Genomic DNA, 25,884 nt, shown 5'->3' on the forward strand with positions numbered 1-25,884 from the left:
GAAGATACATAATGCAATTAATTCATACTGATCATGCACCAAAAGCAATTGGACCATATTCTCAAGCAATAATCGCTAATGGATTGTTATACACATCTGGACAAATTCCATTAACTGTAGAAGGGAATATTGTAGAAGGTGGAATTGAGGAACAAACAAAGCAAGTGTTTGCGAACCTTAAGGCTGTTCTAGAAGAAGCTGGAACAGATTTATCAAAAGTTATTAAAACAACTGTATTTTTAAAAGATTTAACAACCTTTGTTGATTTTAATGCTATTTATGAAGAGTTTTTCAATGGACACAAGCCTGCAAGAAGTTGTGTGGAAGTTGCAAGACTACCTAAAGACGTATTAGTAGAGATCGAATGTATCGCAGTTGTATAAGACCAAAACCTGAAATTATTTTCAGGTTTTTTTTATTGTGTGGAAGTATTGCTAAGTCAATATTCAAAAATAGAAAAATAAGTGAAAATTAAGTAGTTATGACTTTCGTTGATATTATGTTGAGTATTTATTAATCCAACTTCTTCATTTTTTATGATTTGAAATTTTAAAATGCTATATGTTTGAGCGGTTTTATAAACTGATTAAATAAACAACTGTTAGTTTACGCTAAGTAAAGGGCTATTTGATTAGATTTTTATTGCACACTTTTTTTGATGAATAAGTTGATTGGAACGAAGGGGTGCTCGACTCCTATGGGATAAGCGGGAAGCCCGAGGCCCCGCAGGCTTGCAGAGGAGGCTCGGGTCTCGCCCCATGGAAAGCGAGCACCCCGTAGTGGAAATCAACATCACTAAACTCCCGTTACAAAATTTTGGTAATTAATTGACAAAATTGTATTTTAACAGCGTAAAAAACCTGAAATTATTTCAAGTTTTTTTTATTTTCATTAAAATTCAATTAAAATAATCCGATAAATAAGGTAAGGACATTAATTTAGTAAACATTTGTAAAAATTAAATAATTTAAATAAAAAATTTTCCAAAAAGAAGGAAATTATTGATAATTGTTGAAACTTACTAATTATGGTTTAAGTTGATAAAGGTGGTGAACAAGATGGAAGTGACAGACGTAAGACTACGCCGCGTAAACACGGAGGGTCGTATGAGAGCTATCGCATCAATTACATTAGATCATGAATTTGTTGTTCATGATATTCGCGTAATCGATGGTAATAACGGTTTATTTGTAGCAATGCCAAGTAAACGTACTCCGGATGGAGAGTTCCGTGATATCGCTCATCCGATTAACTCTTCAACTCGTAGCAAAATACAGGATTCTGTATTAGCTGAATATCACCGTGTAGGTGAGTTGGAAGAAGACTTTGAAGAAGCAGGTGCTTCTTAAAAATATGACCAAAAAGAACCCATTAATGTATAATGGGTTCTTTTTTTATGGTATAATAAAATGGATGTATTTTGTGGAAAAATATTAAAATTAGCATTTTGAGCTACCAGGTATAGGTATTTAGATTGATGGAGGATGACTATGTCAAATAAATATGCGATTGTTCTAGCTGCAGGAAAAGGTACTAGAATGAAATCAAAATTATATAAAGTACTTCACCCTGTTTGTGGGAAACCTATGGTTCAACATGTTGTAGACCACGTAATGTCAGTTGGTGTACAAAATATTGTAACTGTTGTAGGTCACGGAGCGGAATTAGTTAAAACACAAATAGGTGATCATAGCGAATATGCTCTACAAGCTGAGCAATTAGGTACTGCACATGCTGTTATTCAAGCGGCGCCAATGTTAAAGGATAAAGAAGGAACTACTTTAGTAATCTGTGGTGATACACCGTTAATTTCACCAGAGACAATTCAAGCATTATTCGATGAGCATGAAAGATTACAAGCAAAAGCTACAATATTAACAGCCCATCTTGAGGATTCAACTGGTTATGGTAGAATAATTAGGGGCGAAAATGGATCTGTATTAAAAATTGTTGAGCATAAGGATGCAAGTCCAGAAGAGCTAACAGTTCAAGAAATCAATACAGGTACATATTGCTTTGATAATAAAGCATTATTTGAAGCATTAAATGAAGTAAACAATAATAACGCTCAAGGTGAGTACTACTTACCAGATGTTATTGAGATACTAAAAGCAAAAGGCGAAATAGTAGCTGCATATAAAACAGCAAACTTCGATGAAACATTAGGTGTAAATGATCGATATGCATTATCTATTGCAGAATCTATCATGCGCAAAACTATAAACAAAAAGCATATGTTGAACGGTGTAACAATTATCGATTCAGCTAGCACGTATATCTCTGCAGATGCAAAAATTGGTTCGGATACAATTATTTACCCTGGTACAATGATCTATGGAAATAGTATAATTGGAACGGGTAGTACAATTGGCCCAAATACTGAAATTATCGATAGTGAAATTGGTAATGATACAGTTATTAAACAATCAGTTGTACATGAAAGTAAAATCGGTCATTCAACTACAGTTGGACCATTTGCTCACATTCGTCCGGCGTCAACATTAGGTGATGAAGTTCGAATTGGTAATTTCGTTGAAACTAAGAAAGTTACTTTTGGCAACGGAAGTAAAGCATCTCATTTAAGCTATATTGGTGACGCGGAGATTGGTCAAGGTGTTAATCTTGGTTGTGGCTCAATCACTGTGAACTATGACGGTAAAAATAAGTTTAAAACAACGATTGAGGACAATGTCTTTGTTGGTTGTAATTCAAATTTAATTGCACCTGTAACTGTGAAAAAAGGTTCATACATTGCAGCTGGTTCAACGATTACTGATGAAGTTCCAGAAGATTCACTAGCAATTGCAAGAGCAAGACAAGTGAACAAAGAAGGTTACTATAAAAATTAATTATAGATAAAATGAAAAGAAAAAAAGCGGAGGGTACACGAAACATGCCTAATCATTATCCAGACAAGCATTTAAAAGTATTTACTCTAAACTCGAATCCTAAATTAGCTGAAGAAATTGCAAAACACATTGGTGTAGAGCTTGGTAAATGTTCGGTTTCTCGTTTTAGCGATGGAGAAGTGCAAATTAACATTGAGGAAAGTATCCGTGGTTGTGATGTATTTATCATTCAATCAACAAGTTTCCCTGTAAATGAAAGTATTATGGAATTATTAATTATGATCGATGCTTTAAAACGTGCATCAGCAAAAACAATTAACATTGTAATTCCTTACTACGGTTACGCTCGTCAAGATAGAAAAGCTCGTTCACGTGAGCCGATTACATCAAAGTTAGTTGCAAATCTACTTGAAACTGCAGGGTCAACTCGAGTGATTACACTTGATTTACATGCTCCACAAATTCAAGGATTCTTTGATATTCCGATTGATCACTTATTAGGTGTACCTATCCTTTCAGATTACTTTAGAAAAAAACAGCTTGAAGATATCGTAATTGTTTCTCCTGACCACGGTGGAGTAACAAGAGCTCGTAAAATGGCAGATCGTCTAAAAGCTCCGATTGCTATCATTGATAAACGTCGTCCAAAACCAAATGTTGCTGAAGTTATGAACATCATTGGTAATATTGATGGTAAAACGGCTATCTTAATTGATGATATTATTGATACAGCGGGTACAATTACACTTGCTGCTAATGCATTAGTAGAGCATGGTGCAAAAGAAGTATATGCATGTTGTACACACCCTGTATTGTCTGGACCGGCAATTGATCGTATCGAAAACTCTTGTATTAAAGAATTAGTTGTAACAAATTCAATTTGTCTTACTGAAGATAAAAAAAATACTGATAAACTCGTTGAATTATCAGTTGCAGGCCTGTTAGGCGAAGCGATTATTCGTGTATATGAAGAGCAATCAGTAAGTACTTTATTTGATTAATATAAAAATTACATCTTTGCTTTGAAACTTATAAGAGGACGTAACCAGAAGTGGTTACGTCTTTTCGTAATATAACCAAGTGAATTAGAATGGAGGATAATAAAATGAAGTTGTTTGTAGGACTCGGCAACCCAGGTAGAGAATATGAAAGAACGCGACATAATATTGGGTTCATTGCGATCGATGAATTAGCTCACCGATGGGGCTTTTCATTAACCCAACAAAAATTTAATGGTATTTATACTTCAGGAATTGTGAACGGAGAAAAAGTTTTCTTGCTAAAACCTTTAACATATATGAACTTGTCAGGTGAATGTGTAAGACCATTTATGGATTATTTTAATATTGATATAGAAGATCTTGTTGTTCTATATGATGAAATGGATATTCCAACCGGAAAGCTACGTCTGCGTACAAAAGGAAGTGCTGGGGGGCATAATGGTATAAAGTCGTTAATTCAGCATTTAGGAACACAAGAATTCCAACGTGTTCGAATTGGTGTAGATCGTCCGTCAAATGGAATGAGTATCGTAAATCATGTATTATCAAACTTTTTTGAAGAAGAAATTGCTGAAGTAGTTGATGGGGTAAAAAGAGCCGCAGATGCATGTGAATATTTTTTAAAGCATTCTTTCGTGGATGTAATGAATCAATATAATAAAAAATAAAAAACAGGAATTTAAGCTTTCACATTGAATAAGTATAGTTAGTACAATCCATACTGTATATATGAATTTTATGTAGTATGGAGGAAGTAATGGAATTATTAGATTGTCAGTGTCGGTATTGTAGTAAACAAATGGGTAGTATTGAAAAACAACAGTTGTTACAAGTTTCATCTTCGTATTGTCATTCTTTCGATGAAGAATTAAGCGATTTTGTAAATTTTATTCAATCTCCTAATCAAGTAATTTATATTGTGTGCGAGGATTGCGAAATGACTCTAACTGAGTTTCCACATTACCATGAATATAAGAATTTCATAAATTAAATTGCCTTTGGTTTATAACTGAGGCGTTTTTCTGTTTTTTTCTAGACTCTGTTAAGATGAAGTGTGTGTATCGATACAAAAGACACTTAAAATGGAGCAAATTACAAAAAAATTATAAATATAAACTTCAACTAAGATTATTGTTACTTAGATTGACTGTTAGGGGAGATTGACTTCGTGATTGGTTTAATTGAACAATTTAACCAGTATAAAGATATTAAGAAAGTAATAAATGGCTTAAAAAATGGTCTAAGAGAACAATTGGTAACAAACTTAACGGGGTCTGCGAAGACATTGCTTGCTGGAGCTGTTTTTAAAGAAACTGGACAAACACAGTTAATCGTGACAAATAATCTTCTCCAAGCTCAAAAAGTTTCGGAAGACCTAAAATCAGTAGTTGGGGAAGATAAAGTATTTTTATATCCTGCAAATGAATTGATTGCTTCAGAGATTGCAGTATCAAGTCCAGAGCTTAGATCACAAAGACTAATCGCTTTAAACAGTTTGATGTCAAAAAAACCGTCGGTAGTAGTTACACCTGTGTCAGGATTAATTGGCTTTTTGCCATCTCCAGAATTATGGTCTAACTATCAGATCAATTTTGAAATTGGTGAAGAAATCGACTTTTCGAATTTGATTTCAAAGTTTGTCCAAATGGGCTATGAACGTGTTGGGATGGTCGAAAGTAAAGGAGAGTTTAGCGTACGCGGAGGAATTCTTGATATTTATCCTCTAACGTATGAAGATCCTATTCGAATCGAACTTTTCGATACAGAAATCGACTCAATCCGTTCGTTTTCTCCTGATTCTCAAAGATCTATCACAAAATATGAGAGTGTCCATATTGGTCCAGCGACGGAAAGAATTATTTCCAAGACTGATTTGCAATTAGGAGTTCAACGAATTGAACAAGCTTTTAAAACAACTCTATCAAAAATAAGTGATCAACAAGTAAAAGAGTTATTGGTTGAAAAGGTAACTTATGACCTTGAGCAACTAAAGCAAGGCCAATTGATTGATCAAATATACAAATACTTTGGTCTAATCTATGAAAACCAATTTAGTTTACTAGATTACGTTCCTAAGGAAACTGTTGTTGTTATTGATGAGATTTCGAGGGTTCATGAAATCGTAGAGCAGCTTAAAAAAGATGAAGCAGAGTGGTATACGTCTTTACTAGCTGAAGGAAATGCGTTACATGGAGTAAGTTTTTCACATGATTTTTTTGAATTACTACATTCGAGAATGCGCCAACAAATTCATACGAGTCTTTTCCCTAGAAGAGTACCTCATACGCATCCTGAACAAGTAGTTTCGATTCAATGTAAATCGATGCAAGAGTTTCATGGACAGATGAATCTGTTGAAAAATGAATTAGATCGTTGGAAGAAAAATAACTATACTATCGTTATGCTCGGCGAAAGTGACGAAAGAACAAATAAAATTGAAAATATATTAGAAGATTACAAAATTGAAGGTAAAATTGTCTCTTCTTTAGAGCAAATAAAAAATGGTGAAGTATACATCATGAAAGGGGATCTTCGTTCTGGATTCGAACTTCCTTTAGAAAAATTTGTTCTAATAACAGAGCGTGAGTTATTCACGAAAAAAGCTAAGAAGAAAAAAAGAATCAATACAAAATTATCAAATGCAGAACGAATAAAAAATTACTCAGAATTAAAAGTTGGAGATTATGTTGTTCATGTAAATCATGGTATTGGTAAGTTTTTGGGAATTGAAACATTAGAGATTAATGGTATTCATAAAGATTATTTACATATTCGATATCATGGCGACGACAAATTATTCGTACCGATAGAACAAATTGATCAAGTACAAAAGTATGTTGGATCTGAAGGTAAGGAACCAAAGATTTATAAACTTGGTGGTACTGATTGGAAAAAGGTTAAGAAGAAGGTTGAAGGCTCCGTTCAGGATATAGCTGATGATTTAATTAAGCTTTATGCAGAACGCGAAGCATCAAAAGGCTATGCTTTTTCACCTGATGGACTCGAACAACAAGAATTCGAATCTTCATTTCCTTATCAGGAAACTGACGATCAACTTAGATCAATTCATGAAATTAAAAAGGATATGGAAAGAGAACGTCCAATGGATCGACTGCTTTGTGGTGACGTAGGATACGGAAAAACTGAAGTAGCTATTCGAGCGGCTTTTAAAGCAATTGTTGAAGGTAAGCAAGTTGCTATTTTAGTTCCAACTACAATTTTGGCACAGCAGCATTTCGAAACATTAAGAGAAAGGTTTCAAGATCATCCAATTAATATCGGTTTGTTAAATCGTTTCCGCTCTCGCAAACAGCAGCTTGAAACGATGAAAGGCTTAAAAGAGGGCTCTGTCGATATAGTAGTTGGAACACATCGCCTATTATCGAAGGATATTCTATATAAAGATTTAGGACTTTTAGTTATTGATGAAGAGCAAAGATTTGGTGTATCTCATAAAGAAAAAATAAAACAACTAAAAGCAAATATAGATGTTTTAACATTAACTGCAACTCCAATTCCTCGTACATTGCATATGTCGATGCTAGGAGTAAGAGATTTATCAGTTATTGAAACACCACCAGAAAATCGTTTTCCAGTTCAAACATATGTAGTTGAATATAATGCTGCATTAGTGAGAGAAGCGATTGAAAGAGAGCTTGCTCGAGATGGACAAATATATTTCTTATATAATCGAGTAGAAGATATTGAACGTATGGCTGAACAGATTTCGATGCTTGTACCGGATGCAAAAGTAGCTGTAGCACATGGTCGAATGAATGAAGGGGAACTAGAATCAGTTATGTATGCCTTTTTAGATGGCCAATATGACGTATTAGTAAGTACGACGATTATCGAAACAGGTGTGGATATTCCAAATGTTAATACATTGATTGTATATGATGCAGATCGAATGGGTCTATCAACGCTTTATCAATTAAGAGGGCGTGTAGGACGTTCGAATAGAGTGGCATATGCTTACTTCACATATAAGCAGGATAAAGTATTGACTGAGGTTGCCGAGAAGCGCCTGCAAGCAATTAAAGAATTTACAGAACTAGGTTCAGGTTTCAAAATCGCTATGCGTGACTTGTCTATCCGAGGCGCTGGAAATTTACTTGGAGCACAACAACATGGATTTATTGATTCGGTTGGTTTCGACTTATATTCTCAAATGTTAAAAGATGCAATCGAACAGCGTAGAGGGGTTAAGAAAGAAGATATAATTTCAATTGAAATTGACATTGAAGTAGATGCTTATTTACCTGATACGTATATTCAAGATAGTAAGCAAAAAATTGAGATGTACAAGCAATTTAGACGTGTTGAAACGTTTGAAGAGTTAAATGATTTACAAGATGAATTAATGGATCGTTTTGGTGATTTCCCGTTAGAAGTAGGTTACCTATGCCAGGTTGCTCATATTAAACTTTTAGCTATTGCAGAGAAGATTGAACTGATTAAACAAGTTAAATCAGAAGTAAGTGTTTATTTCTCTGAGAAGGCAAGTGCTAACATTGATGGTGGGAAGTTATTCCAACTATGTAATTCATTCGGTAGAGGCATTGGTTTAGGCATGGATGGATCGAAATTAAAAGTAACGCTAGACGTAAAAGGAAAAAATCCAGCTAACTGGCTTACTACGCTAGAAGGTTTAATAAATGGATTAAAGAACGTGAAAAAAGAGAGTGTAAATGCTTAGGGAAGTAATAAGAATGGTTGCTTTAATTAGGCGATCAAGTAATTAAAAGTTACCAAAAAGTGCTTACAATACTATATTTTTAGTAAAGGTGTTAAAAAATCTCACTTATTTTGTATAGAACTTTCGTTGTGTAGGATACTATCATTAATTAAGGGTGACCTTACCTCATTGTCACTCGGATATCTTTCATCAACGTAGACATGCAAGTAAGTGAGGAGGCGCTTTACAAGTATGAAAGCAACAGGTATAGTTCGTCGAATTGACGATTTAGGTCGAGTAGTAATACCAAAAGAAATTAGGAGAACTTTACGGATTCGTGAAGGTGATCCATTAGAAATATTTGTGGACAGAGATGGAGAAGTCATTTTAAAGAAATATTCACCAATTAGTGAATTAAGTGATTTTGCGAAGGAATACGCTGATGCACTCTACGACACACTTGGACATACTGTCATTATAAGTGACCGAGATTCAGTTGTAGCAGTTGCAGGGGCTTCCAAAAAAGAATACTTAAACAAAAACATTGGTGATATTATCGAAAAAACTATGGCAGAGCGTAACTCAAAAGTAGTTAGCGAGCCTGGGGAAGCTTCATTTATCGAAAGTGTAATTGAAAAATATCAATCCTATGCAGTAGGAGCAGTCATCGCAAGTGGCGATCCGATTGGAGCCGTCGTTATCTTTTCAAAAGATAAAACAATTTCTGAAGTTGAAAAGAAAGCAATCGATACTGCTACTAACTTCTTAGCTAGACAAATGGAGCAATAATCATATATGAAGTAAACATGGGCCAGTAAAGGAATATTACCTTAACTGGTCTTTGTTTTTTCCCTTTGATATAAACTACCGGATTCACATTTAAAGAAAACCATTACTTGCTAAAATGGGAAAAGAGAGGTTTTTTCTATTGGCAACTCTTTACATAAGCCCTATTAATGTAATACATTAAAGGGTGAACCGTCTAACAAAGGAGTTGTTATCCTTTTGCAAAAAGCTAAGCAAAAAGCAGCCCTACAAGGGGCTTTGTTCATAACAATAGCATCATTATTATCGAAAGTACTAAGTGCGTTTTATAAAATTCCTTATCAAAATATTGCCGGCGATTTAGGTTACTATATTTACCAACAGGTATATCCTGTCTACGCAATTGCTTTAGCATTTTCTACATATGGCTTTCCTTTAGTCTTATCATCTTATGTGGCTGAAAAGTTGGCTAAAAAAGATGACAAAGGGGCCAAAGATTTGGTGTATGCAACATTTATGATGTTGTTAGTCATTGGTATATTGTGTTTCTTTACTTTATACATAGGAAGTAATAGTATAGCGAAGTTTATGCGTGATGATCATCTAGCGATGTTAATTCGTGTTGTTAGTGTTGGCTTCTTATTTGTCCCAATCACTTCAGCATTTCGAGGATATTATCAAGGTTTAGGAGATATGGGACCTACTTCAGTCAGTCAGGTAATTGAGCAATTAATTCGAGTTATTACGATTCTAGTGCTGTCACTTTATTTAATGCAAACGACCGACAATCTTTATATTGTAGGAGCAGGGGCTGTTTCAGGTTCAATACTGGGTAGTATAGCAGCGATACTGTACTTCTTTTATTGGGTGTCTTTTCGTGGATCTGGTTTGAGCATACCATCATTTGGTTTACTTAGAACATATCGCTTAGAATTAAAAACAATTTTGTATCAAGGTATCCTACTGAGCTTAAGTAGTTTAGTACTTGTATTCATTCAGTTTATCGATTCACTCTCTTTTTATCCGTTATTAGTACAGTATGGATATCATGTTGAAGGTGCTAAGCTGGTAAAGGGTATTTATGATCGTGGATTTCCTTTAATTCAATTAGGCTCTGTCATTGCTTCATCGTTTTCCCTTGCCCTAATACCGTACTTATCTAGTGAATTAGTTCGTAAAGAACATCATTCTATTAATAGTCGAATCTCAGGTGCCATTAGAGTAAGTATTGTAGTAGGAGCAGCAGCAACAATTGGTTTAATTTCAATTATCCATCCGACCAATATTATGCTTTATCGAAATGATTTAGGAACGGATGTCCTAACTGTTTTATGTATATCGATCTTCTTTGCCGGGGTATCGATAACGACATCTTCAATCGCACAAGGATTAGGAAAAAGTTTAATTCCAGCTTTAAATGTCATTGCTGGAGGATGTGTTAAATTTATTGGAAATGTTATTTTAATGGAGCAAATCGGATCTAAAGGAGCAGCTTATTCAACGGTATCTGCTTTAATTATTGTTACGATTTTGAACTTAGCTTATATATATAAATTGTCAAAAGTAGCATTTTTTGACTTTAAGTTTATTGTTAAATTACTAGTATCTGTAGCCATTATGTATGGTTGTGTATATGGTTATGAATATGTTTTTGAAAAATATTCAATGTTTATTAACCCACTTCGTTTAAGAATGTTAGTTGAGGCACTATCTTCAGCGGTTGTCGGTGCAATTGTATTCGCGATTGTATTAATAAAAATCAAGCTATTTACAGTAGAAGAGCTAAGCTCAATCGTTAAAAGTGAAAAATTACAGAAATGGCTTTCTTAAAAGAACAGGAGGATCAAAATGAACAAGATTACAGTTTTAGGTTTAGGAGCAGGTGACCTTAATCAGCTTCCATTTGGTATCTATAAAGAGTTACAAAAAACTGACAATCTTTATTTACGTACAAAAGACCACCCTGTTATAAGTGAATTAGAAACAGAAGGATTAACGTTCCAATCATTCGATGAAATCTATGAAAAACATGATCGTTTTGAAGAGGTATATGAAGAAATTGTTCAACTACTGGTAAAAGCTTCTGAAGCAGGTGCAATTACATATGCTGTACCAGGCCATCCTCTTGTAGCGGAAAAAACTGTTCAGCTATTAATAGAGCTTGCAGATAAAGGAAAAATCCAGCTAGACATCAAAGGTGGACAAAGCTTTTTAGATGCGATGTTTACTAGTTTGAAGATTGATCCAATTGAAGGCTTCCAGTTTGTTGATGCAACGGATTTAGAGGCGGAGTCGATTACGTTTAGACAGCATTTAATCATCTGCCAGGTTTACGATCAAATGACTGCCTCACATGCGAAATTAAAGCTAATGGAGCAGCTTCCTGATGATTATGAAGTCGTAATCGTTACGGCAGCAGGTAGTTCAAATGAGCAAATAAGAAGAGTACCATTGTATGAGTTAGATCGCGATACATCAATTAATAATTTGACAAGTGTTTATGTACCTCCAGTTAAAAATGAAGAGGATCTGTATCATCAATTTGAAACACTTCGTTCTGTCATTGCTACTTTAAGAGGCCCTAATGGATGTCCGTGGGATCAAAAGCAAACCCATGAATCATTAAAGAAATACTTGCTAGAAGAGGCTTATGAGCTACTTGAAGCAATCGATGAAGAAGATGACGATCATATTATTGAAGAACTTGGAGATGTATTACTACAAGTCATGTTACACGCACAAATTGGAGAAGATGAAGGTTACTTCTCAATCCAAGATGTAATTCAAGGATTAGTAAGTAAACTAATCTATCGTCACCCGCATGTATTTTCAACAGTTCATGTAAATGATGAGGAAGACGTATTAAAAAATTGGCAAGAATTAAAACAAGCTGAAAAAGGACATGTAGTTGAGTCCGTTCTTTCAGGCATACCAAAGGATCTTTCAGGAATATTAAAAGCAGAGAAACTTCAAAGTAAGGCCGCTAAAGTAGGTTTTGATTGGAAGGAACTACCGCCAGTGGTAGATAAGGTTAACGAAGAGTTAGCTGAAGTTCTTGATGCCGTCAAATTGAATGATCAGTCTAAAGTTGAAGCGGAACTTGGTGATCTGTTATTTAGTATTGTTAATTTAGCACGTTTTATTGATGTAAATCCTGAAGAGGCGATTTTAAAAACAAATATGAAATTTACAAAACGTTTTCAATATATTGAATCAAGACTTCGTGAAATAAATAAGACATTTTCTGATGTATCTCTTGAAGAAATGGATGAGATATGGAATGAAGCTAAAAAATACGAATAATGTCTAATTGAATGAGAATTGAGGAGGATAAATTATGAGACTTGATAAATTTTTAAAAGTATCGAGAATTATTAAGCGTCGTACTCTTGCGAAAGAAGTAGCTGATCAAGGTAGAATAACGATCAATGGAACAGTTGCGAAAGCATCTACAGAAGTCAAAGTAAATGACGAATTAAAAATTCGATTCGGACAAAAAATTGTTACAGCAAAAATTAATTTACTTAAAGAGACCGTTCGAAAAGAAGAAGCAGATGCAATGTATACAATCATTAGCGAGGAAAAACTGTCAGATAGCTTGTTCTAAAAAAGTTGTCCCTTCATATACTTGTACAAATAACACTGTATTAGGAATCGATTTACAAGAGGTACAGTTTATGTAAATGGAGGGACTAGTATGAATAATCCGTATGAGTTAAATGCGAAAAATACAAGCCAAATAATCGAGCAGGATTTATCGTTAAAAAGTAGAAGATATCTTGAGATTACAGGAGTAAAACAGGTTGAGAGCTTTGATAGTGAAGAGTTCCTATTAGAAACAGCTTTAGGCTTTTTGCATATTAAAGGTCATAATTTACAAATGAAAAACCTTGATGTAGAAAAGGGGCATGTAGCAATCAAGGGAAAGATTAATGAACTTTGTTATATTGATGAATACAATTCGGGGAAAGCTAAAGGAATCTTTAGCAAGCTATTTAAATGAGCTTAAACGTTCAGTTCTACTCAATGATAGCGATGGTCGGTATGGGTGCTTATCTTGGTATGGCACTAGATACATACCATCGTTTTTTATATCGAGGTACTCGTAATCGATTCATTGTATTTGCAACTGATATATTATTTTGGGTTTTTCAAGCTCTACTAGTTTTTTATGTATTATACTTAGTTAATGAAGGTGCACTCAGGTTTTATCTACTATTAGCTTTACTATGTGGTTATGCGGCATATCAAAGTCTTTTTCGAACTATTTATAAAAAAATATTAGAACTTGTTATTCAACTAGTTATTAGCATTTATCGCATTATAGTAAAGTTGATCGTAATATTTATTGTAAAACCAATAAAGTGGATTATTCAGGTAATAATCATCATTCTCTTGTTTATTTATGGACTCCTTATTCGACTAATCCGTTTAGTTTACAACGTTGTACTATCAATTCTTTTGTTTTTCGGCAGAGTATGTTGGTTTTTTGTGCCAAAACGAGTCAAAAACTATTTAATACAATTTAAAGGAGTTTTCGGAAAATTCAAGAATATCTTCCTTACTACTATTAAAAAAGTAAAGGACCTTTTAGATAGGAGGAAGAAATAGGTGGAACATGCGAGAAAATTGGATTTAACTAGACAAGTTCAAGATAAACAAAATATTACTTTAGTTGAGGAACATGGTGTTAAGCCAAGGAGAAGGAGTTTTAAAAAGTTTTTAGTGCGAATTTCATTATTCTGCTTTTTAACTGTCCCCCTATTCTTTTTATTACAATCTCATTATGTAACACAACAACATGTGTATTCATCTAAAGTAAAGCAATTAAAACTAGCAAAGGTTGATTTAAAGAAAACTAAGAGTACGGTAGAGGATTCGAAGCGTATGATCGACCAATTGAACGATGATCAATATATTATTGAGTTAGCTAGAAAAAACTTATTTTTTTCTAAAAAGGGAGAAATCATTTTTCCTAATATCAAGTAATTATCGTTTCATTGACACTTGTTTTTATAATTTTATATAATATAGTAAATCCAGTTAAACATTTTTAAGGAGGAGCATTTTTTTTATGTCAATTGAGGTAGGCAGCAAAGTTAGTGGGAAAGTTACAGGGATTACAAATTTTGGTGCTTTTGTTGAGTTACCAGAAGGAGTAACTGGACTTGTTCACATTAGTGAAGTAGCTGACAACTATGTTAAAGATATTAACGAACATTTAAAAGTTGGCGATGAAGTAGAAGTAAAAGTAATCAATGTTGAAAAAGACGGTAAAATCGGTCTTTCAATCAAAAAAGCGAAAGAACGTCCACCAGTAAAAGAGGGAGAGCGTGAGCAAAGACCTCGTCAAAGCAGACCTTCATATGGAGGCGGCGGTGGTGGAAACCGTGGCAAAAATCAAAACCGTTCGGATCAACGTCCGGTTAAAGAAACATTTGATCAAAAAATGAGTAAATTTTTAAAAGACAGTGAAGACCGTCTAGCTTCATTAAAACGTAACACAGAATCTAAACGTGGTGGCCGTGGAGCTCGTCGAGGCTAATTTTCTACCTTGTCAGGACATAAATAGGTATATAGAACACGCACTCTTTAATGGGTGCGTTTTTGTATGGAAAAAATAATAAAATAACTTTTAAAAAACTGTTGACGGTTAATTAGTACCATGATAATATAAAACTTGTCGTTTAAAGATAATGGCGGTGTAGCTCAGCTGGCTAGAGCGTACGGTTCATACCCGTGAGGTCGTGGGTTCGACTCCCTCCGCCGCTACCATTCCCTTTAACGGCCCGTTGGTCAAGTGGTTAAGACACCGCCCTTTCACGGCGGTAACACGGGTTCGAATCCCGTACGGGTCATACAACAACAAAAACGTTTGGTCTCTATAAGAGAGGCTAGGCGTTTTTTTCTTTTTCAGGAACATGCATCCCCGTCTCTTAATCCCATTCTTCATTCCATACTTTCTCTCTTTATTCTGAATTTCGATTGACATAAAATTTAATAATTGCGTTTCTTTTACCCTATTAGAGAAATTATGCTGCAAGCTTTTCTCATATTTTGTAAAACAGTTGTACGTAAAAGCTTTTTCCGTCGAAGAAAACTTTTATTTGCCTTTGTCATTTTGACATATTCCTTCAATTAGACAAGTTAAAATATGTTCAATAAACCAATTCGGATGAGGTGGAAATATGACGAAACTGCAAAGAGGGTCTTCTAATTCTTCAGCAAGCTTGGTCCCTACTAATGGATTTCAATCAGTATTTCGGCAATCTTCTAAATCAATTAAATCCAAATTAGAGAGAGCATTCTTTGATTGGGGGTTACTAATCTTTTTAACGGGATTTTTATTAGGACGAGCGTTGATACTATCACATATTCTCCCGTTTGTATTACCGTTTTTTGCCTCAGTTTATATGATGAAACGTGAGCGTACAGGAATAGCTTTTGTTGCTCTTATGATCGGTTCATTAACTGTGTCGGTTGAAACGGTTAGTTATGCATTTGCCACAATTATCCTATTTTTTATCCTTAATATTTTCTTCGCTAGAGTTAAACGACATTATATAGGTTTAGTACCTTTTCAAGTTTTTTTATCAGTATTTATTAGTCATCTATTAATTACTTATGCTTTTCAACAAGAAGTTCTGATGTATGATGTTTTGATGGCATCAGTTGAAGCGGGATTAAGTTTTATTTTAACGATGATTTTTTTCCAAAGTGTACCTCTACTCGCGATTCCTAAAAGAAAACAACTTTTAGGTGTTGAAGAAATCGTATGTTTAGTTATTCTTTTAGCCTCAGTTGTGACGGGGACAACTGATTGGTATATTCAAGATTTATCTATTCAGCATATTGTTACTAGATATATTGTCTTACTATTTGCCTTCGTAGCCGGAGGAACGGTCGGGTGTACAGTAGGGGTTGTAACGGGCCTTATACTAAGTTTAGCGAGTGTTTCGAGTCTATATCAAATGAGCTTATTAGCATTCTCTGGATTACTTGGTGGCCTTCTTAAAGAGGGGAAAAGATTAGGTGCGGCAGCTGGCCTATTAATTGGGACATGCCTCATTAGCTTTTATGCTGAGAAACAATCAGATATTATTTTTTCAATCATTGAATCAGTAATTGCGATTGTCTTATTCTTAATAACACCATCTTTCCTACTAAAACAATTAGCTAAACTAGTACCAGGAACAGAAGAACATTCTACAGATCAACAACAATACTTGCGTAAAATAAGAGATTTGACTGCCAATCGAATTACTCAATTTTCAAACGTGTTTGAAGCATTATCTGCAAGTTTTTCACAGCCTAGCCAGTTTGCACATATTGAGGACGAACTAACTGATGAAGAGCTGTTTATTTGTAGTATTTCAAATAAGTGCTGTAATAGTTGTATGAAAAAGGACCATTGCTGGTCAAACAATGGTGATCGAACATATCAATACATGGAAAATATGATGCATTTAGTTGAAAAGGATCAACTTATTAAGAATGGCCAATTTATGAGAGAGTGGGAGAAATATTGCCAACGTTCTTCAAAAATGGCAGATTTAATGAAGCAAGAGGTTTTCTACTTCCGTGCAAATCAAAGGCTTAAAAAACAAGTTCAAGAAAGTAGAAGATTAGTGGCAGAGCAATTGCGAGGAGTTTCAAAAGTAATGGTCGACTTTGCTAAAGAGATCCAACGAGAAAAAGAAAATCATCAATTACAGGAAGACCAAATCCTACAAGCTTTATTAAACTTTGGCATTGACGTTAGCCAAGTAGAAATTTATAACTTAGAGCAAGGTAATATTGATATAGATATATTAATTCCATTTGAAAACGAGTATGGTGAATGTCAAAAATTAATTGCGCCAATTCTATCAGATATTTTAAAAGAGACGATTGTCGTATTAAAAGAAGAGGCAGCGACAATACCAAATGGAGGTAATTACTTAGTTACATTTGGATCAGATAAGGCATTTGTTATTGAAACCGGGGTTGCAACTGCAGCTAAAGGTGGAGGCTTTATTTCGGGTGATGCATTTAAAATAATGGATGTTGGAGCAGGAAAACACGCTATTGCGATTAGTGATGGAATGGGAAATGGTGAGCGAGCTCATATTGAAAGTAATGAGACACTAAAACTACTTCAAAAAATATTAAATTCAGGTATTGAAGAAACCGTCGCTATTAAATCGATTAATTCGATTCTATCTTTACGTACTACTGAAGAGGTCTTTGCTACGCTAGATTTAGCGATGGTTGATTTACACGATGCTTCAGCAAAATTCTTAAAAATTGGTTCATCGCCAAGCTTTGTTAAACGAGGCAAGCAAGTTATTAAAATTGAAGGTAGTAATTTACCAATTGGTATCATTGATGAATTTGATGTAGAAGTCGTAAGTGAGCAGTTAAAAGCTGGAGACTTATTAATTATGATGAGTGATGGTATTTTTGAAGGTCCTAAACATGTTGAAAATTACGAAATGTGGATGAAACGTAAAATAAGTGAATTTGAAACGGATGATCCACAATCAGTAGCAGAATTGTTACTCGAGGAAGTAATTCGTTCGAATACAGGTGATATTAATGATGATATGACGGTTGTGGTTGCTGTTGTTAAACGAAACTTGCCAGAGTGGTCATCTATCTCTTCATATAGTGCGATGGCTTAGTAAAATAAAATAAATAAAGGTTTATCCCCTCCCGTAATTGGACAAAATGGTAACAACTTTTACGCGGAGGGGATTTTGTATGTATAAGGGAAAGTTAAAACAAATTCTATTAATAACTGATGGTTATTCAAACCATGGTGAAGATCCGTTAGCTGTTTCAAGCCTGGCACAAGAATACGGTATTACAGTAAATGTAATTGGAATTTTAGATGAAAATGTACAAAGTGGTGACGGTTTAAAGGAAATCGAGGAAATTGCTAGAGCAGGTGGAGGGATAAGTCAAGTCGTTTACACAAAGCAACTTTCTCAAACTGTCCAAATGGTTACTAGAAAAGCGATGACACAAACAATTCAAGGATTTGTTAATAAAGAATTAAAGCAAATTTTAGGTGATAGTAATTCGATTGAATCACTTCCTCCTTCAAAGCGAGAAGAGGTATATGAGGTTGTGGAGGATATCGGAGAAACTGTAGGTTTAGAAGTTATTATTTTAGTAGATACGAGTGCTAGTATGAAAGACAAACTAGAAACTGTTAAGGAATCATTATTTGATTTACAAATTAGTTTAAACTCAAGAACAGGAGAAAATGCCTACTCGTTATTTATATTTCCCGGGAAACATGACGATGTAGATAAATTACTAGATTGGACACCTAAGTTAGAAAAACTAAACACAATTTTTCCTAAGTTAACGATGGGCGGTATGACGCCAACCGGTCCTGCTCTACGTGAGGCTTTAAACTATTTTAACGAACAAAACTACAATAGAGGTAATAATGGTGATGATGAACAATCAATTGAATGGGCAGATTAATCTTGCGCCTGGGACTCTCATTACTGGAAAGTGGAATAAAAACAAATACGAAATTAAGAGTTTACTTGGAAATGGGGCAAATGGAACAGTTTATCTAGCTTCTGGAAAAACTGGAGATGTTGCTATTAAGCTGAGTAAAGATTCTACTAATATCACGAACGAAGTAAATGTTTTAAAAAAAATCACACAGGTCCAGGATTCAATCCTTGGGCCTTCTTTTATCGATGTAGATGACTATATAAATCCAGGAACAAATGAATGCTGCTATTACTATGTTATGGAATATGTAAATGGTGTTAGCTTACCGAAATTTATTGAAAGAAATGGAATGGAATGGAGTAGTATTTTTATCATACAAGTTTTATCATTGTTAGATAAATTGCACCATAAAGGTTTTATTTTTGGAGATTTAAAAACAGATAATCTACTAGTTACGAAAGAACCAAATAAAATCCAGTGGATCGATTTTGGAGGAGTTACTCAAATTGGACGTGCAGTTAAAGAGTTTACGGAGTTCTTTGATCGTGGTTACTGGGGTTTAGGTTCTAGAAAAGCAGAAATTTCCTATGACTTATTTGCTGTTACGATGATTTTTATCCACTTACATTGTAAAAAGCAGTTTTTAAAAAACGGGTTGGGAATAAATCAAATTGAACAAGTAATAACGCAAACACAAACCCTTAATCCATATAAAGAATTTCTAATGAAGGGATTAAAAGGGGAGTATGTTAATGCAAGTGCTATGAAACAAGCTCTATTAATGTATGAACAAAAGATAAATGCTACAAAAAAGAAGAAGAGTAAAAAGGATCAAGCTACTACAGCGCAAACGATAAATCAAACAAGGCAATCGAAAAGGCAAAATCAGACTGCTAATCAATCAACACAATCAAAAAAACATAGCCAGCCTACAAATCAATCTAGAAATTCAACTAGTCAGAATCAAAAACCTAACCAATCAACACAGACAAGAGCAGGGAACAACGTCCAAGTGAAGCAAAAGAAAAAAAGAATGCACTGGTTCGAAACATCGACCATTCTCTTGTTAATGGGCTTGGCCTATGCATTATATTTTTATTATCAGCTGTAAATTATAGTACTCCAAGTGTGTGGATGGTAACATATAGATATGAATTTTACTTTCATTAGGAGTATAAGTAAATGGTAATTAATCAATTAAAAGAATTTATAAAACAAAACAATATTAACAAAAAAAGTGTAATTGTGATTGGTGTTTCTGGAGGTCCAGACTCAATGGCTTTAGCTCATTCTTTTTTATCTATTAGAGAAGAATATGAGTTCTCAATTATTATCGCACATGTAGATCATATGTTTAGAGGACAAGAATCTTTAGATGATTTAGAATATGTTAAGAACTGGTGCCTCCAAAAAAACGTACAATTTGAAGGTAAGAGCATAAATGTAGATCAGTATATCGAGGAAACGGGTTTAAGTAGTCAATTGGCGGCAAGGGAATGTCGATATCGTTTTTTTGACGAAATGATGAAGAAATATGAAGCGAGTTATTTAGCGTTAGGTCATCATGGGGAAGACCAAGTTGAAACGATTTTGATGCGTTTAGTAAGAGGTAGCTCGCAGGTCGGTTACGCTGGCATTAGGGAAAAGAGGTCTTTTAGTACAGGTGAAATTATTCGTCCATTTTTAGATTTAAGAAAACAAGCATTAATTACATATTGTTACGAACAAAGTATTGTCCCTCGAAAAGATCCAAGTAATGATAAAGATGTTTACACAAGAAATCGATTTAGACATCATATTCTACCTTTTATTTTTGGAGAAAATCCAACTGCACATAAAAAATTCCAGCAGTTTAGTAGACAGCAATTGGAAGATGATCTATATTTAATGGAATTAACTGAAGACGCAATGAATACAGTTATTAAAAATAAAGAAAAGCAAGCAGTCACTATTGACGTTAAACAGTTTTTAAATGTGCCTATATCTTTACAAAGAAGATGTATTCAACTAATATTAGATTATGTCTACCTATATATCCCTAAAGGCTTGACACAAGGGCATCTTAATTCAATTCTGACTTTATTACGAAATGAAAAATCTACGTGGGAGCAGAATTTACCAGGAGGACTTTTTGTTACACGCTCATATAATGAATGCATCTTTACATTCGAACAAATGAATGTGAAGGATTATACTATTTCTATTAATGAGCCTGGCGAATACGAACTACCAAATGGTTTTTTAATTAAAGTTGAATTAAACAATCAATGTTTTGAACAAAAAAATGACATGTTTTTTTGTTCTGTCAAGGATGTTTCTTTTCCACTCATTGTTCGGAATCGAAAGAATGGTGATCGAATGTCATTAAAGGGTATGAATGGGTCAAAAAAGTTAAAAGATATATTTATTGATGAAAAAATGAAACAATCATTACGTGATGAATGGCCAATAATTACGGATAGTCAAAATAATATATTATGGGTACCTTTCGTAAAGAAATCTGCATTTGAAAGAAATTTTTCGACAGATGAGTCACTCATTGCAATACAGGTGGTTTCTAAGAGTTTCTAGGAGGAAAAAATGAAACAAGACATTCAACAAGTATTAGTAAGTGAAGAGGCAATTCAACAAAAAGTAGTAGAATTAGGTGCAGTACTAACTGAAGAGTACAAAGACCGCTTTCCACTAGTAGTGGGTGTTTTAAAAGGAGCTCTTCCGTTCATGTCTGACCTTATCAAGCATATTGATACATATATCGAAATTGATTTTATGGATGTTTCTAGTTATGGACATAGTACAGTTTCTTCTGGTGAAGTAAAAATTGTAAAAGATTTAAATACTTCTGTTGAAGGAAGAGATGTAATCATTCTAGAAGATATTATTGATAGTGGTCTAACTTTAAATTATTTAGTTGAACTATTTAAACATCGCAAAGCTAATACAGTTAAAATCGTTACTTTATTAGATAAACCAAGTGGACGTAAAGCAAATATTGAGGCTGATTTAGTTGGTTTCGAAGTACCAGATGCTTTCGTGGTAGGATATGGTTTAGATTATATTGAACGTTATCGAAATCTGCCGTATGTTGGCGTTTTAAAGCCTGAAGTTTACACGAAATAAGTCAAGTTTTATTCGTTTGTTTACATGGTATAACTATGCTACTATATAAAGTAATTAAATTGAAAGAGAGGAGGTTTGGAATTGAATCGAATTTTCCGTAATACAGTCTTTTACATATTAATCTTCTTAGTTGTGATTGGTGTTGTTACATATTTCAATGGGCCAGAATCTCAAGTTAAGAAAGTAAGTTACGATACATTTTATACTAAGTTACAAAAAGGAGATGTTAGCAGCTTAACATCTATCCAACCTAAAAATGGAGTGTACATAGTAAGAGGTCATTTTACAGATGTAAAAAAAGGCGAATCTTTCCAAACTCAAGTACCAATTAGTGACGAAACAACAAAAATAGTTAACAAAGCAGTTGCTGACTATAAAATAAAGGCTAATTGGAATCCAGCTGAAACAACAAGTGCATGGGTGCAAATTTTCACTTCACTCATTCCATTTGTTATTATTTTCATTCTTTTCTTCTTCTTAATGAATCAAGCACAAGGTGGCGGAAGCCGTGTTATGAACTTTGGGAAGAGCAAAGCTCGTCTTTATAATGACGAGAAAAAGAAAGTACGATTTAAAGATGTTGCAGGTGCAGATGAAGAGAAGCAAGAGCTTGTTGAAGTAGTAGAGTTCTTGAAGGATCCTCGTAAGTTTTCTGAATTAGGTGCAAGAATTCCTAAAGGGGTACTATTAGTAGGACCTCCTGGAACAGGTAAAACATTATTAGCAAGAGCTGTTGCAGGAGAAGCTGGAGTTCCATTCTTCTCAATCAGTGGTTCTGATTTCGTTGAAATGTTTGTGGGGGTCGGTGCTTCTCGTGTTCGTGATTTATTTGAAAATGCGAAGAAAAACGCTCCTTGTATCATATTTATAGATGAGATCGATGCTGTAGGTCGTCAACGTGGTGCTGGATTAGGTGGAGGTCACGATGAGCGTGAACAAACATTAAACCAGTTACTTGTTGAGATGGATGGTTTCGGTGCTAATGAAGGTATTATCATCATCGCTGCAACAAACCGTGCAGATGTTCTAGACCCAGCGTTATTACGTCCAGGTCGATTTGACAGACAGATTACGGTAGATCGTCCAGATGTAGTAGGACGTGAAGCGGTATTAAAAGTTCATTCAAGAAATAAACCATTATCACCAGAGGTAGACTTAAAAGCTATTGCTCAAAGAACTCCTGGTTTCTCTGGTGCAGATTTAGAGAATTTATTAAACGAAGCGGCATTAGTTGCGGCTCGTCGTGATAAAAAGAAAATCGATATGCTTGATATTGACGAAGCAACTGACCGTGTAATTGCGGGGCCTGCTAAGAAAAATAAGGTTATATCTGAAAAAGAGCGGAAAATTGTTGCGTTCCATGAAGCTGGACATACGGTTATTGGCCAAGTGTTAGATGAGGCTGAAGTGGTTCATAAAGTAACAATTGTACCTCGTGGCCAAGCTGGTGGTTATGCAGTAATGCTTCCAAAAGAAGATCGTTACTTTATGACAAAACCAGAATTACTTGATAAAATTGCAGGTCTACTTGGTGGACGTGTTGCTGAAGAAGTGGTATTTGGTGAAGTAAGTACAGGAGCTCATAATGACTTCCAACGTGCAACAGGTATTGCTCGTCGTATGGTTACTGAGTTCGGTATGAGCGATAAACTAGGTCCATTACAGTTTGGTCAATCTCAAGGAGGAAATGTATTCCTTGGTAGAGACTTTAATAATGAACAAAATTATAGTGATAAAATTGCTTATGAAATCGACGTAGAGATTCAAACAATCATTAAAGAATGTTATGCAAAGGCAACTGATATTATTAAGACGCATCGCGATAAATTAGACTTGCTTGCTAACACATTATTAGAAGTGGAAACTTTAGATGCAAAAGGAATTAAGAGTCTTTGGGAACAAGGCACACTTCCTACATCTCCATCTTCAAAAGATGAAGTTAAAGTCAACATTTCTAAAAAGAATGATGAACCAACTGAGCCTAAAATCACTGAATAAAAAATTAAGAGTGTCTTTCTAGACACTCTTTCTTTTGTTTATTGGTGAAAAGTCAAGTAGGCAAAGACCATGGGAAAAAGGGTTCATTGAAGCGTTTTAATAAACCAATACGAACCCATGTCCACAGCAGAAAGCATCTATTTTTAAACTACTATCAACTTGTGTTATCATTATTTTTATAGTGATTAAAAAATGTACTTGAGACAAAAAATATAAAATAAAAGTTTTATTTTTGAAATGGAGAGACGGTGGATTATATGTTATTTGTAATCGATGTAGGCAATACAAATACTGTTTTAGGTGTTTACCAAGAAGATGAGTTAATACATCATTGGAGAATTGAGACGAATCGTTATAAAACAGAAGATGAGTACGGTATGGTCATTGGTTCATTACTTGAATATGCAGGTATTGGGTTTGATGAGTTTCATGCAGTTATTATTTCATCAGTTGTCCCACCGATTATGTTCTCACTGGAAAGAATGGCAACAAAATACTTTAAACAAAAGCCACTAATCGTTGGTCCTGGTATAAAAACAGGTTTAAACATAAAATATGATAATCCGAAAGAAGTTGGCGCAGATCGAATTGTTAATGCGGTTGCTGGAATTGCACAATACGGAAGTCCGCTGATTATTGTAGATTTCGGAACAGCTACTACATATTGTTATATAGATGAAAATAAAAATTACATCGGTGGAGCGATTGCACCAGGGATCAATATTTCAACAGAAGCACTCTATACAAAGGCTTCAAAACTTCCTCGTATAGAGCTTTCAAGACCTTCTAATATTGTTGGTCGTACAACTGTAGAAGCAATGCAGGTTGGAATCCTATATGGTTATGTAGGTCAAGTTGAAGGTATTGTAAAACGAATGAAAGCTCAAGCAAAGGTAGAACCTACTGTTATAGCAACAGGTGGACTTGCATCATTAATATCTAAAGAATCGGATATAATTGATGTTATGGATCCATATTTAACATTAAAAGGTCTACATTTAATTTATAAACGAAATTCTTAAAAAGGGGTACAACATGAAAGATTATTTAGTAAAAGCATTAGCCTTTAACGGTGAAGTCCGTGCATATAGCGTTAGATCAACAAATATTGTAAAAGAAGCTCAAGAACGTCATGACACTTGGTCAAACGCTTCTGCTGCATTAGGTCGTACACTAACAGCTGCTACAATGATGGGTGCTATGTTAAAAGGCGATGAAAAGTTAACTTTAAAGGTTGAAGGTAATGGCCCAATTGGCCATATTTTAGTCGATAGTAATGCAAAAGGTGAAGTACGAGGATATGTACAAAATCCGCATGTACAAACTGAACTTAACAAACATGGAAAAATAGATGTAGCAAAAGCTGTTGGTACTGTAGGTACAATTTCGGTTGTTAAAGATATTGGTATGAGAGAACCTTTCACGGGCTCAGTGCCTATTGTATCAGGTGAACTTGGTGAAGATTTTACTTACTATTTTGCTGTATCAGAACAAACACCTTCATCTGTAGGCGTCGGCGTATTAGTAAACCCAGATCATTCGATTTTAGCAAGTGGAGGATTTATTATTCAAATTTTACCTGGCGCTAGTGAAGAATGCATTACGCAAATTGAAAATCGTTTAAAAACGATTAAACCAGTTTCTAAACTAATTGAAGAAGGCCTGACTCCAGAAGAAATTTTATATGAAGTGTTAGGAAAAGAAGAAGTTAAAGTTTTAGAAACGATGGATGTAAAATTCCAATGTCAATGCTCAAGAGAGAGAATTGAGGGTGCTCTTTTAAGTATTGGTAAACAAGAATTGGAATTAATATTAGAAGAGGATGGAGAAGCAGAAGTAACATGTCATTTCTGTAATCAACCTTATCATTATTCTGATGAACAATTAAAAGAATTAATTAACAAATTGTAGGTGAAAATTGAAGGGATTTGTCGAGCTTTCTTTTCATAATTTATTATGAATTTCATACAAGTTATGTATAGGAGAAAGTAATTGACAGATTCTTTTGTTTTTTACA

General features: G+C 34.4%; 23 protein-coding genes and 2 tRNA genes. All 25 read left to right on the forward strand.

The window, feature by feature from the left end; genetic code table 11:
- Positions 1–11: 11 nt before the first annotated feature.
- Positions 12–383, forward strand: a complete 372-nt coding sequence (locus ABEY15_RS23205; RefSeq protein ID WP_335485412.1) for a RidA family protein — start codon at positions 12–14, stop codon at positions 381–383.
- 675 nt (positions 384–1,058) lie between these two features.
- Positions 1,059–1,349: a septation regulator SpoVG gene (gene spoVG / locus ABEY15_RS23210; RefSeq protein ID WP_056474486.1), complete on the forward strand. Its 291-nt coding sequence runs from the start codon at positions 1,059–1,061 to the stop codon at positions 1,347–1,349.
- Between the two features lie 141 nt (positions 1,350–1,490).
- Complete coding sequence (gene glmU / locus ABEY15_RS23215; RefSeq protein WP_429892353.1) at positions 1,491–2,849, forward strand: bifunctional UDP-N-acetylglucosamine diphosphorylase/glucosamine-1-phosphate N-acetyltransferase GlmU; 1,359 nt, start codon at positions 1,491–1,493, stop codon at positions 2,847–2,849.
- A 44-nt stretch (positions 2,850–2,893) separates the two neighbouring features.
- Positions 2,894–3,850, forward strand: coding sequence for a ribose-phosphate diphosphokinase (locus ABEY15_RS23220; protein ID WP_429892354.1), 957 nt, complete (start codon positions 2,894–2,896; stop codon positions 3,848–3,850).
- 104 nt (positions 3,851–3,954) lie between these two features.
- On the forward strand, positions 3,955–4,518 hold the full coding sequence (gene pth / locus ABEY15_RS23225) for an aminoacyl-tRNA hydrolase (protein WP_429892355.1): 564 nt from the start codon (positions 3,955–3,957) through the stop codon (positions 4,516–4,518).
- Positions 4,519–4,607: 89 nt separating this feature from the next.
- Positions 4,608–4,841, forward strand: coding sequence for an anti-sigma-F factor Fin (locus ABEY15_RS23230; RefSeq protein ID WP_429892356.1), 234 nt, complete (start codon positions 4,608–4,610; stop codon positions 4,839–4,841).
- 177 nt (positions 4,842–5,018) lie between these two features.
- Positions 5,019–8,549, forward strand: a complete 3,531-nt coding sequence (gene mfd / locus ABEY15_RS23235; protein WP_429892357.1) for a transcription-repair coupling factor — start codon at positions 5,019–5,021, stop codon at positions 8,547–8,549.
- Positions 8,550–8,780: 231 nt separating this feature from the next.
- Positions 8,781–9,317: a stage V sporulation protein T gene (spoVT, locus tag ABEY15_RS23240; protein ID WP_114347079.1), complete on the forward strand. Its 537-nt coding sequence runs from the start codon at positions 8,781–8,783 to the stop codon at positions 9,315–9,317.
- A 216-nt stretch (positions 9,318–9,533) separates the two neighbouring features.
- Positions 9,534–11,123 (forward strand): putative polysaccharide biosynthesis protein, encoded by a 1,590-nt coding sequence (locus tag ABEY15_RS23245; RefSeq protein ID WP_429892358.1) that lies wholly within the window; start codon positions 9,534–9,536, stop codon positions 11,121–11,123.
- An 18-nt stretch (positions 11,124–11,141) separates the two neighbouring features.
- On the forward strand, positions 11,142–12,596 hold the full coding sequence (gene mazG / locus ABEY15_RS23250; RefSeq protein WP_429892359.1) for a nucleoside triphosphate pyrophosphohydrolase: 1,455 nt from the start codon (positions 11,142–11,144) through the stop codon (positions 12,594–12,596).
- A gap of 34 nt (positions 12,597–12,630) precedes the next feature.
- Positions 12,631–12,900 (forward strand): RNA-binding S4 domain-containing protein, encoded by a 270-nt coding sequence (locus ABEY15_RS23255; RefSeq protein ID WP_056474461.1) that lies wholly within the window; start codon positions 12,631–12,633, stop codon positions 12,898–12,900.
- Positions 12,901–12,990: 90 nt separating this feature from the next.
- Complete coding sequence (gene yabP, locus ABEY15_RS23260) at positions 12,991–13,296, forward strand: sporulation protein YabP (RefSeq protein ID WP_056474457.1); 306 nt, start codon at positions 12,991–12,993, stop codon at positions 13,294–13,296.
- Positions 13,293–13,904 carry a spore cortex biosynthesis protein YabQ gene (yabQ, locus tag ABEY15_RS23265; RefSeq protein WP_429892360.1) on the forward strand — a complete coding sequence of 204 codons (612 nt, stop codon included), beginning with the start codon at positions 13,293–13,295 and terminating at the stop codon, positions 13,902–13,904. The genes yabP and yabQ overlap by 4 nt, the downstream gene beginning before the upstream one ends.
- Complete coding sequence (locus ABEY15_RS23270; protein WP_098429628.1) at positions 13,905–14,282, forward strand: FtsB family cell division protein; 378 nt, start codon at positions 13,905–13,907, stop codon at positions 14,280–14,282.
- Between the two features lie 85 nt (positions 14,283–14,367).
- Positions 14,368–14,838: a S1 domain-containing RNA-binding protein gene (locus ABEY15_RS23275; RefSeq protein WP_056474447.1), complete on the forward strand. Its 471-nt coding sequence runs from the start codon at positions 14,368–14,370 to the stop codon at positions 14,836–14,838.
- Positions 14,839–14,991: 153 nt separating this feature from the next.
- Positions 14,992–15,068: transfer RNA gene (locus ABEY15_RS23280), tRNA-Met, on the forward strand.
- Positions 15,069–15,079: 11 nt separating this feature from the next.
- Positions 15,080–15,151, forward strand: a tRNA-Glu gene (locus ABEY15_RS23285).
- A gap of 330 nt (positions 15,152–15,481) precedes the next feature.
- Positions 15,482–17,956: a stage II sporulation protein E gene (gene spoIIE / locus ABEY15_RS23290; RefSeq protein ID WP_429892361.1), complete on the forward strand. Its 2,475-nt coding sequence runs from the start codon at positions 15,482–15,484 to the stop codon at positions 17,954–17,956.
- 79 nt (positions 17,957–18,035) lie between these two features.
- Positions 18,036–18,770, forward strand: a complete 735-nt coding sequence (locus ABEY15_RS23295) for a VWA domain-containing protein (RefSeq protein WP_069033966.1) — start codon at positions 18,036–18,038, stop codon at positions 18,768–18,770.
- Positions 18,739–19,860, forward strand: coding sequence for a protein kinase domain-containing protein (locus ABEY15_RS23300; protein WP_429892362.1), 1,122 nt, complete (start codon positions 18,739–18,741; stop codon positions 19,858–19,860). Before ABEY15_RS23295 ends, ABEY15_RS23300 begins: the two co-directional genes overlap by 32 nt.
- Before the next feature lie 71 nt (positions 19,861–19,931).
- Complete coding sequence (gene tilS, locus ABEY15_RS23305) at positions 19,932–21,320, forward strand: tRNA lysidine(34) synthetase TilS (RefSeq protein ID WP_429892363.1); 1,389 nt, start codon at positions 19,932–19,934, stop codon at positions 21,318–21,320.
- Positions 21,321–21,329: 9 nt separating this feature from the next.
- A complete protein-coding gene (hpt, locus tag ABEY15_RS23310; protein ID WP_088014785.1) occupies positions 21,330–21,869 on the forward strand; it encodes a hypoxanthine phosphoribosyltransferase in 540 nt (179 codons plus the stop codon).
- Between the two features lie 81 nt (positions 21,870–21,950).
- A complete protein-coding gene (gene ftsH, locus ABEY15_RS23315) occupies positions 21,951–23,867 on the forward strand; it encodes an ATP-dependent zinc metalloprotease FtsH (RefSeq protein ID WP_429892364.1) in 1,917 nt (638 codons plus the stop codon).
- A 257-nt stretch (positions 23,868–24,124) separates the two neighbouring features.
- Positions 24,125–24,889: a type III pantothenate kinase gene (locus tag ABEY15_RS23320; RefSeq protein WP_056474433.1), complete on the forward strand. Its 765-nt coding sequence runs from the start codon at positions 24,125–24,127 to the stop codon at positions 24,887–24,889.
- A gap of 13 nt (positions 24,890–24,902) precedes the next feature.
- Positions 24,903–25,778 (forward strand): Hsp33 family molecular chaperone HslO, encoded by an 876-nt coding sequence (gene hslO / locus ABEY15_RS23325; protein ID WP_098862353.1) that lies wholly within the window; start codon positions 24,903–24,905, stop codon positions 25,776–25,778.
- The last annotated feature ends 106 nt before the right edge of the window (positions 25,779–25,884 follow it).

It is taken from the genome of Gottfriedia acidiceleris (assembly GCF_050457485.1).
Classification (GTDB): domain Bacteria; phylum Bacillota; class Bacilli; order Bacillales; family Bacillaceae_G; genus Gottfriedia; species Gottfriedia acidiceleris_D.

Coding starts and splice junctions, on each gene's coding strand:
- ABEY15_RS23255 (WP_056474461.1), top strand. CDS start 12,631: ATGAGACTTGATAAATTTTTAAAAGTATCGAGAATTATTAAGCGTCGT.
- hpt (WP_088014785.1), top strand. CDS start 21,330: ATGAAACAAGACATTCAACAAGTATTAGTAAGTGAAGAGGCAATTCAA.
- ABEY15_RS23275 (WP_056474447.1), top strand. CDS start 14,368: ATGTCAATTGAGGTAGGCAGCAAAGTTAGTGGGAAAGTTACAGGGATT.
- ABEY15_RS23320 (WP_056474433.1), top strand. CDS start 24,125: ATGTTATTTGTAATCGATGTAGGCAATACAAATACTGTTTTAGGTGTT.
- yabQ (WP_429892360.1), top strand. CDS start 13,293: ATGAGCTTAAACGTTCAGTTCTACTCAATGATAGCGATGGTCGGTATG.
- spoVG (WP_056474486.1), top strand. CDS start 1,059: ATGGAAGTGACAGACGTAAGACTACGCCGCGTAAACACGGAGGGTCGT.
- spoVT (WP_114347079.1), top strand. CDS start 8,781: ATGAAAGCAACAGGTATAGTTCGTCGAATTGACGATTTAGGTCGAGTA.
- hslO (WP_098862353.1), top strand. CDS start 24,903: ATGAAAGATTATTTAGTAAAAGCATTAGCCTTTAACGGTGAAGTCCGT.
- glmU (WP_429892353.1), top strand. CDS start 1,491: ATGTCAAATAAATATGCGATTGTTCTAGCTGCAGGAAAAGGTACTAGA.
- ABEY15_RS23220 (WP_429892354.1), top strand. CDS start 2,894: ATGCCTAATCATTATCCAGACAAGCATTTAAAAGTATTTACTCTAAAC.
- ABEY15_RS23230 (WP_429892356.1), top strand. CDS start 4,608: ATGGAATTATTAGATTGTCAGTGTCGGTATTGTAGTAAACAAATGGGT.
- spoIIE (WP_429892361.1), top strand. CDS start 15,482: ATGACGAAACTGCAAAGAGGGTCTTCTAATTCTTCAGCAAGCTTGGTC.
- pth (WP_429892355.1), top strand. CDS start 3,955: ATGAAGTTGTTTGTAGGACTCGGCAACCCAGGTAGAGAATATGAAAGA.
- tilS (WP_429892363.1), top strand. CDS start 19,932: ATGGTAATTAATCAATTAAAAGAATTTATAAAACAAAACAATATTAAC.
- yabP (WP_056474457.1), top strand. CDS start 12,991: ATGAATAATCCGTATGAGTTAAATGCGAAAAATACAAGCCAAATAATC.
- mazG (WP_429892359.1), top strand. CDS start 11,142: ATGAACAAGATTACAGTTTTAGGTTTAGGAGCAGGTGACCTTAATCAG.
- ABEY15_RS23295 (WP_069033966.1), top strand. CDS start 18,036: ATGTATAAGGGAAAGTTAAAACAAATTCTATTAATAACTGATGGTTAT.
- ABEY15_RS23205 (WP_335485412.1), top strand. CDS start 12: ATGCAATTAATTCATACTGATCATGCACCAAAAGCAATTGGACCATAT.
- ABEY15_RS23300 (WP_429892362.1), top strand. CDS start 18,739: ATGATGAACAATCAATTGAATGGGCAGATTAATCTTGCGCCTGGGACT.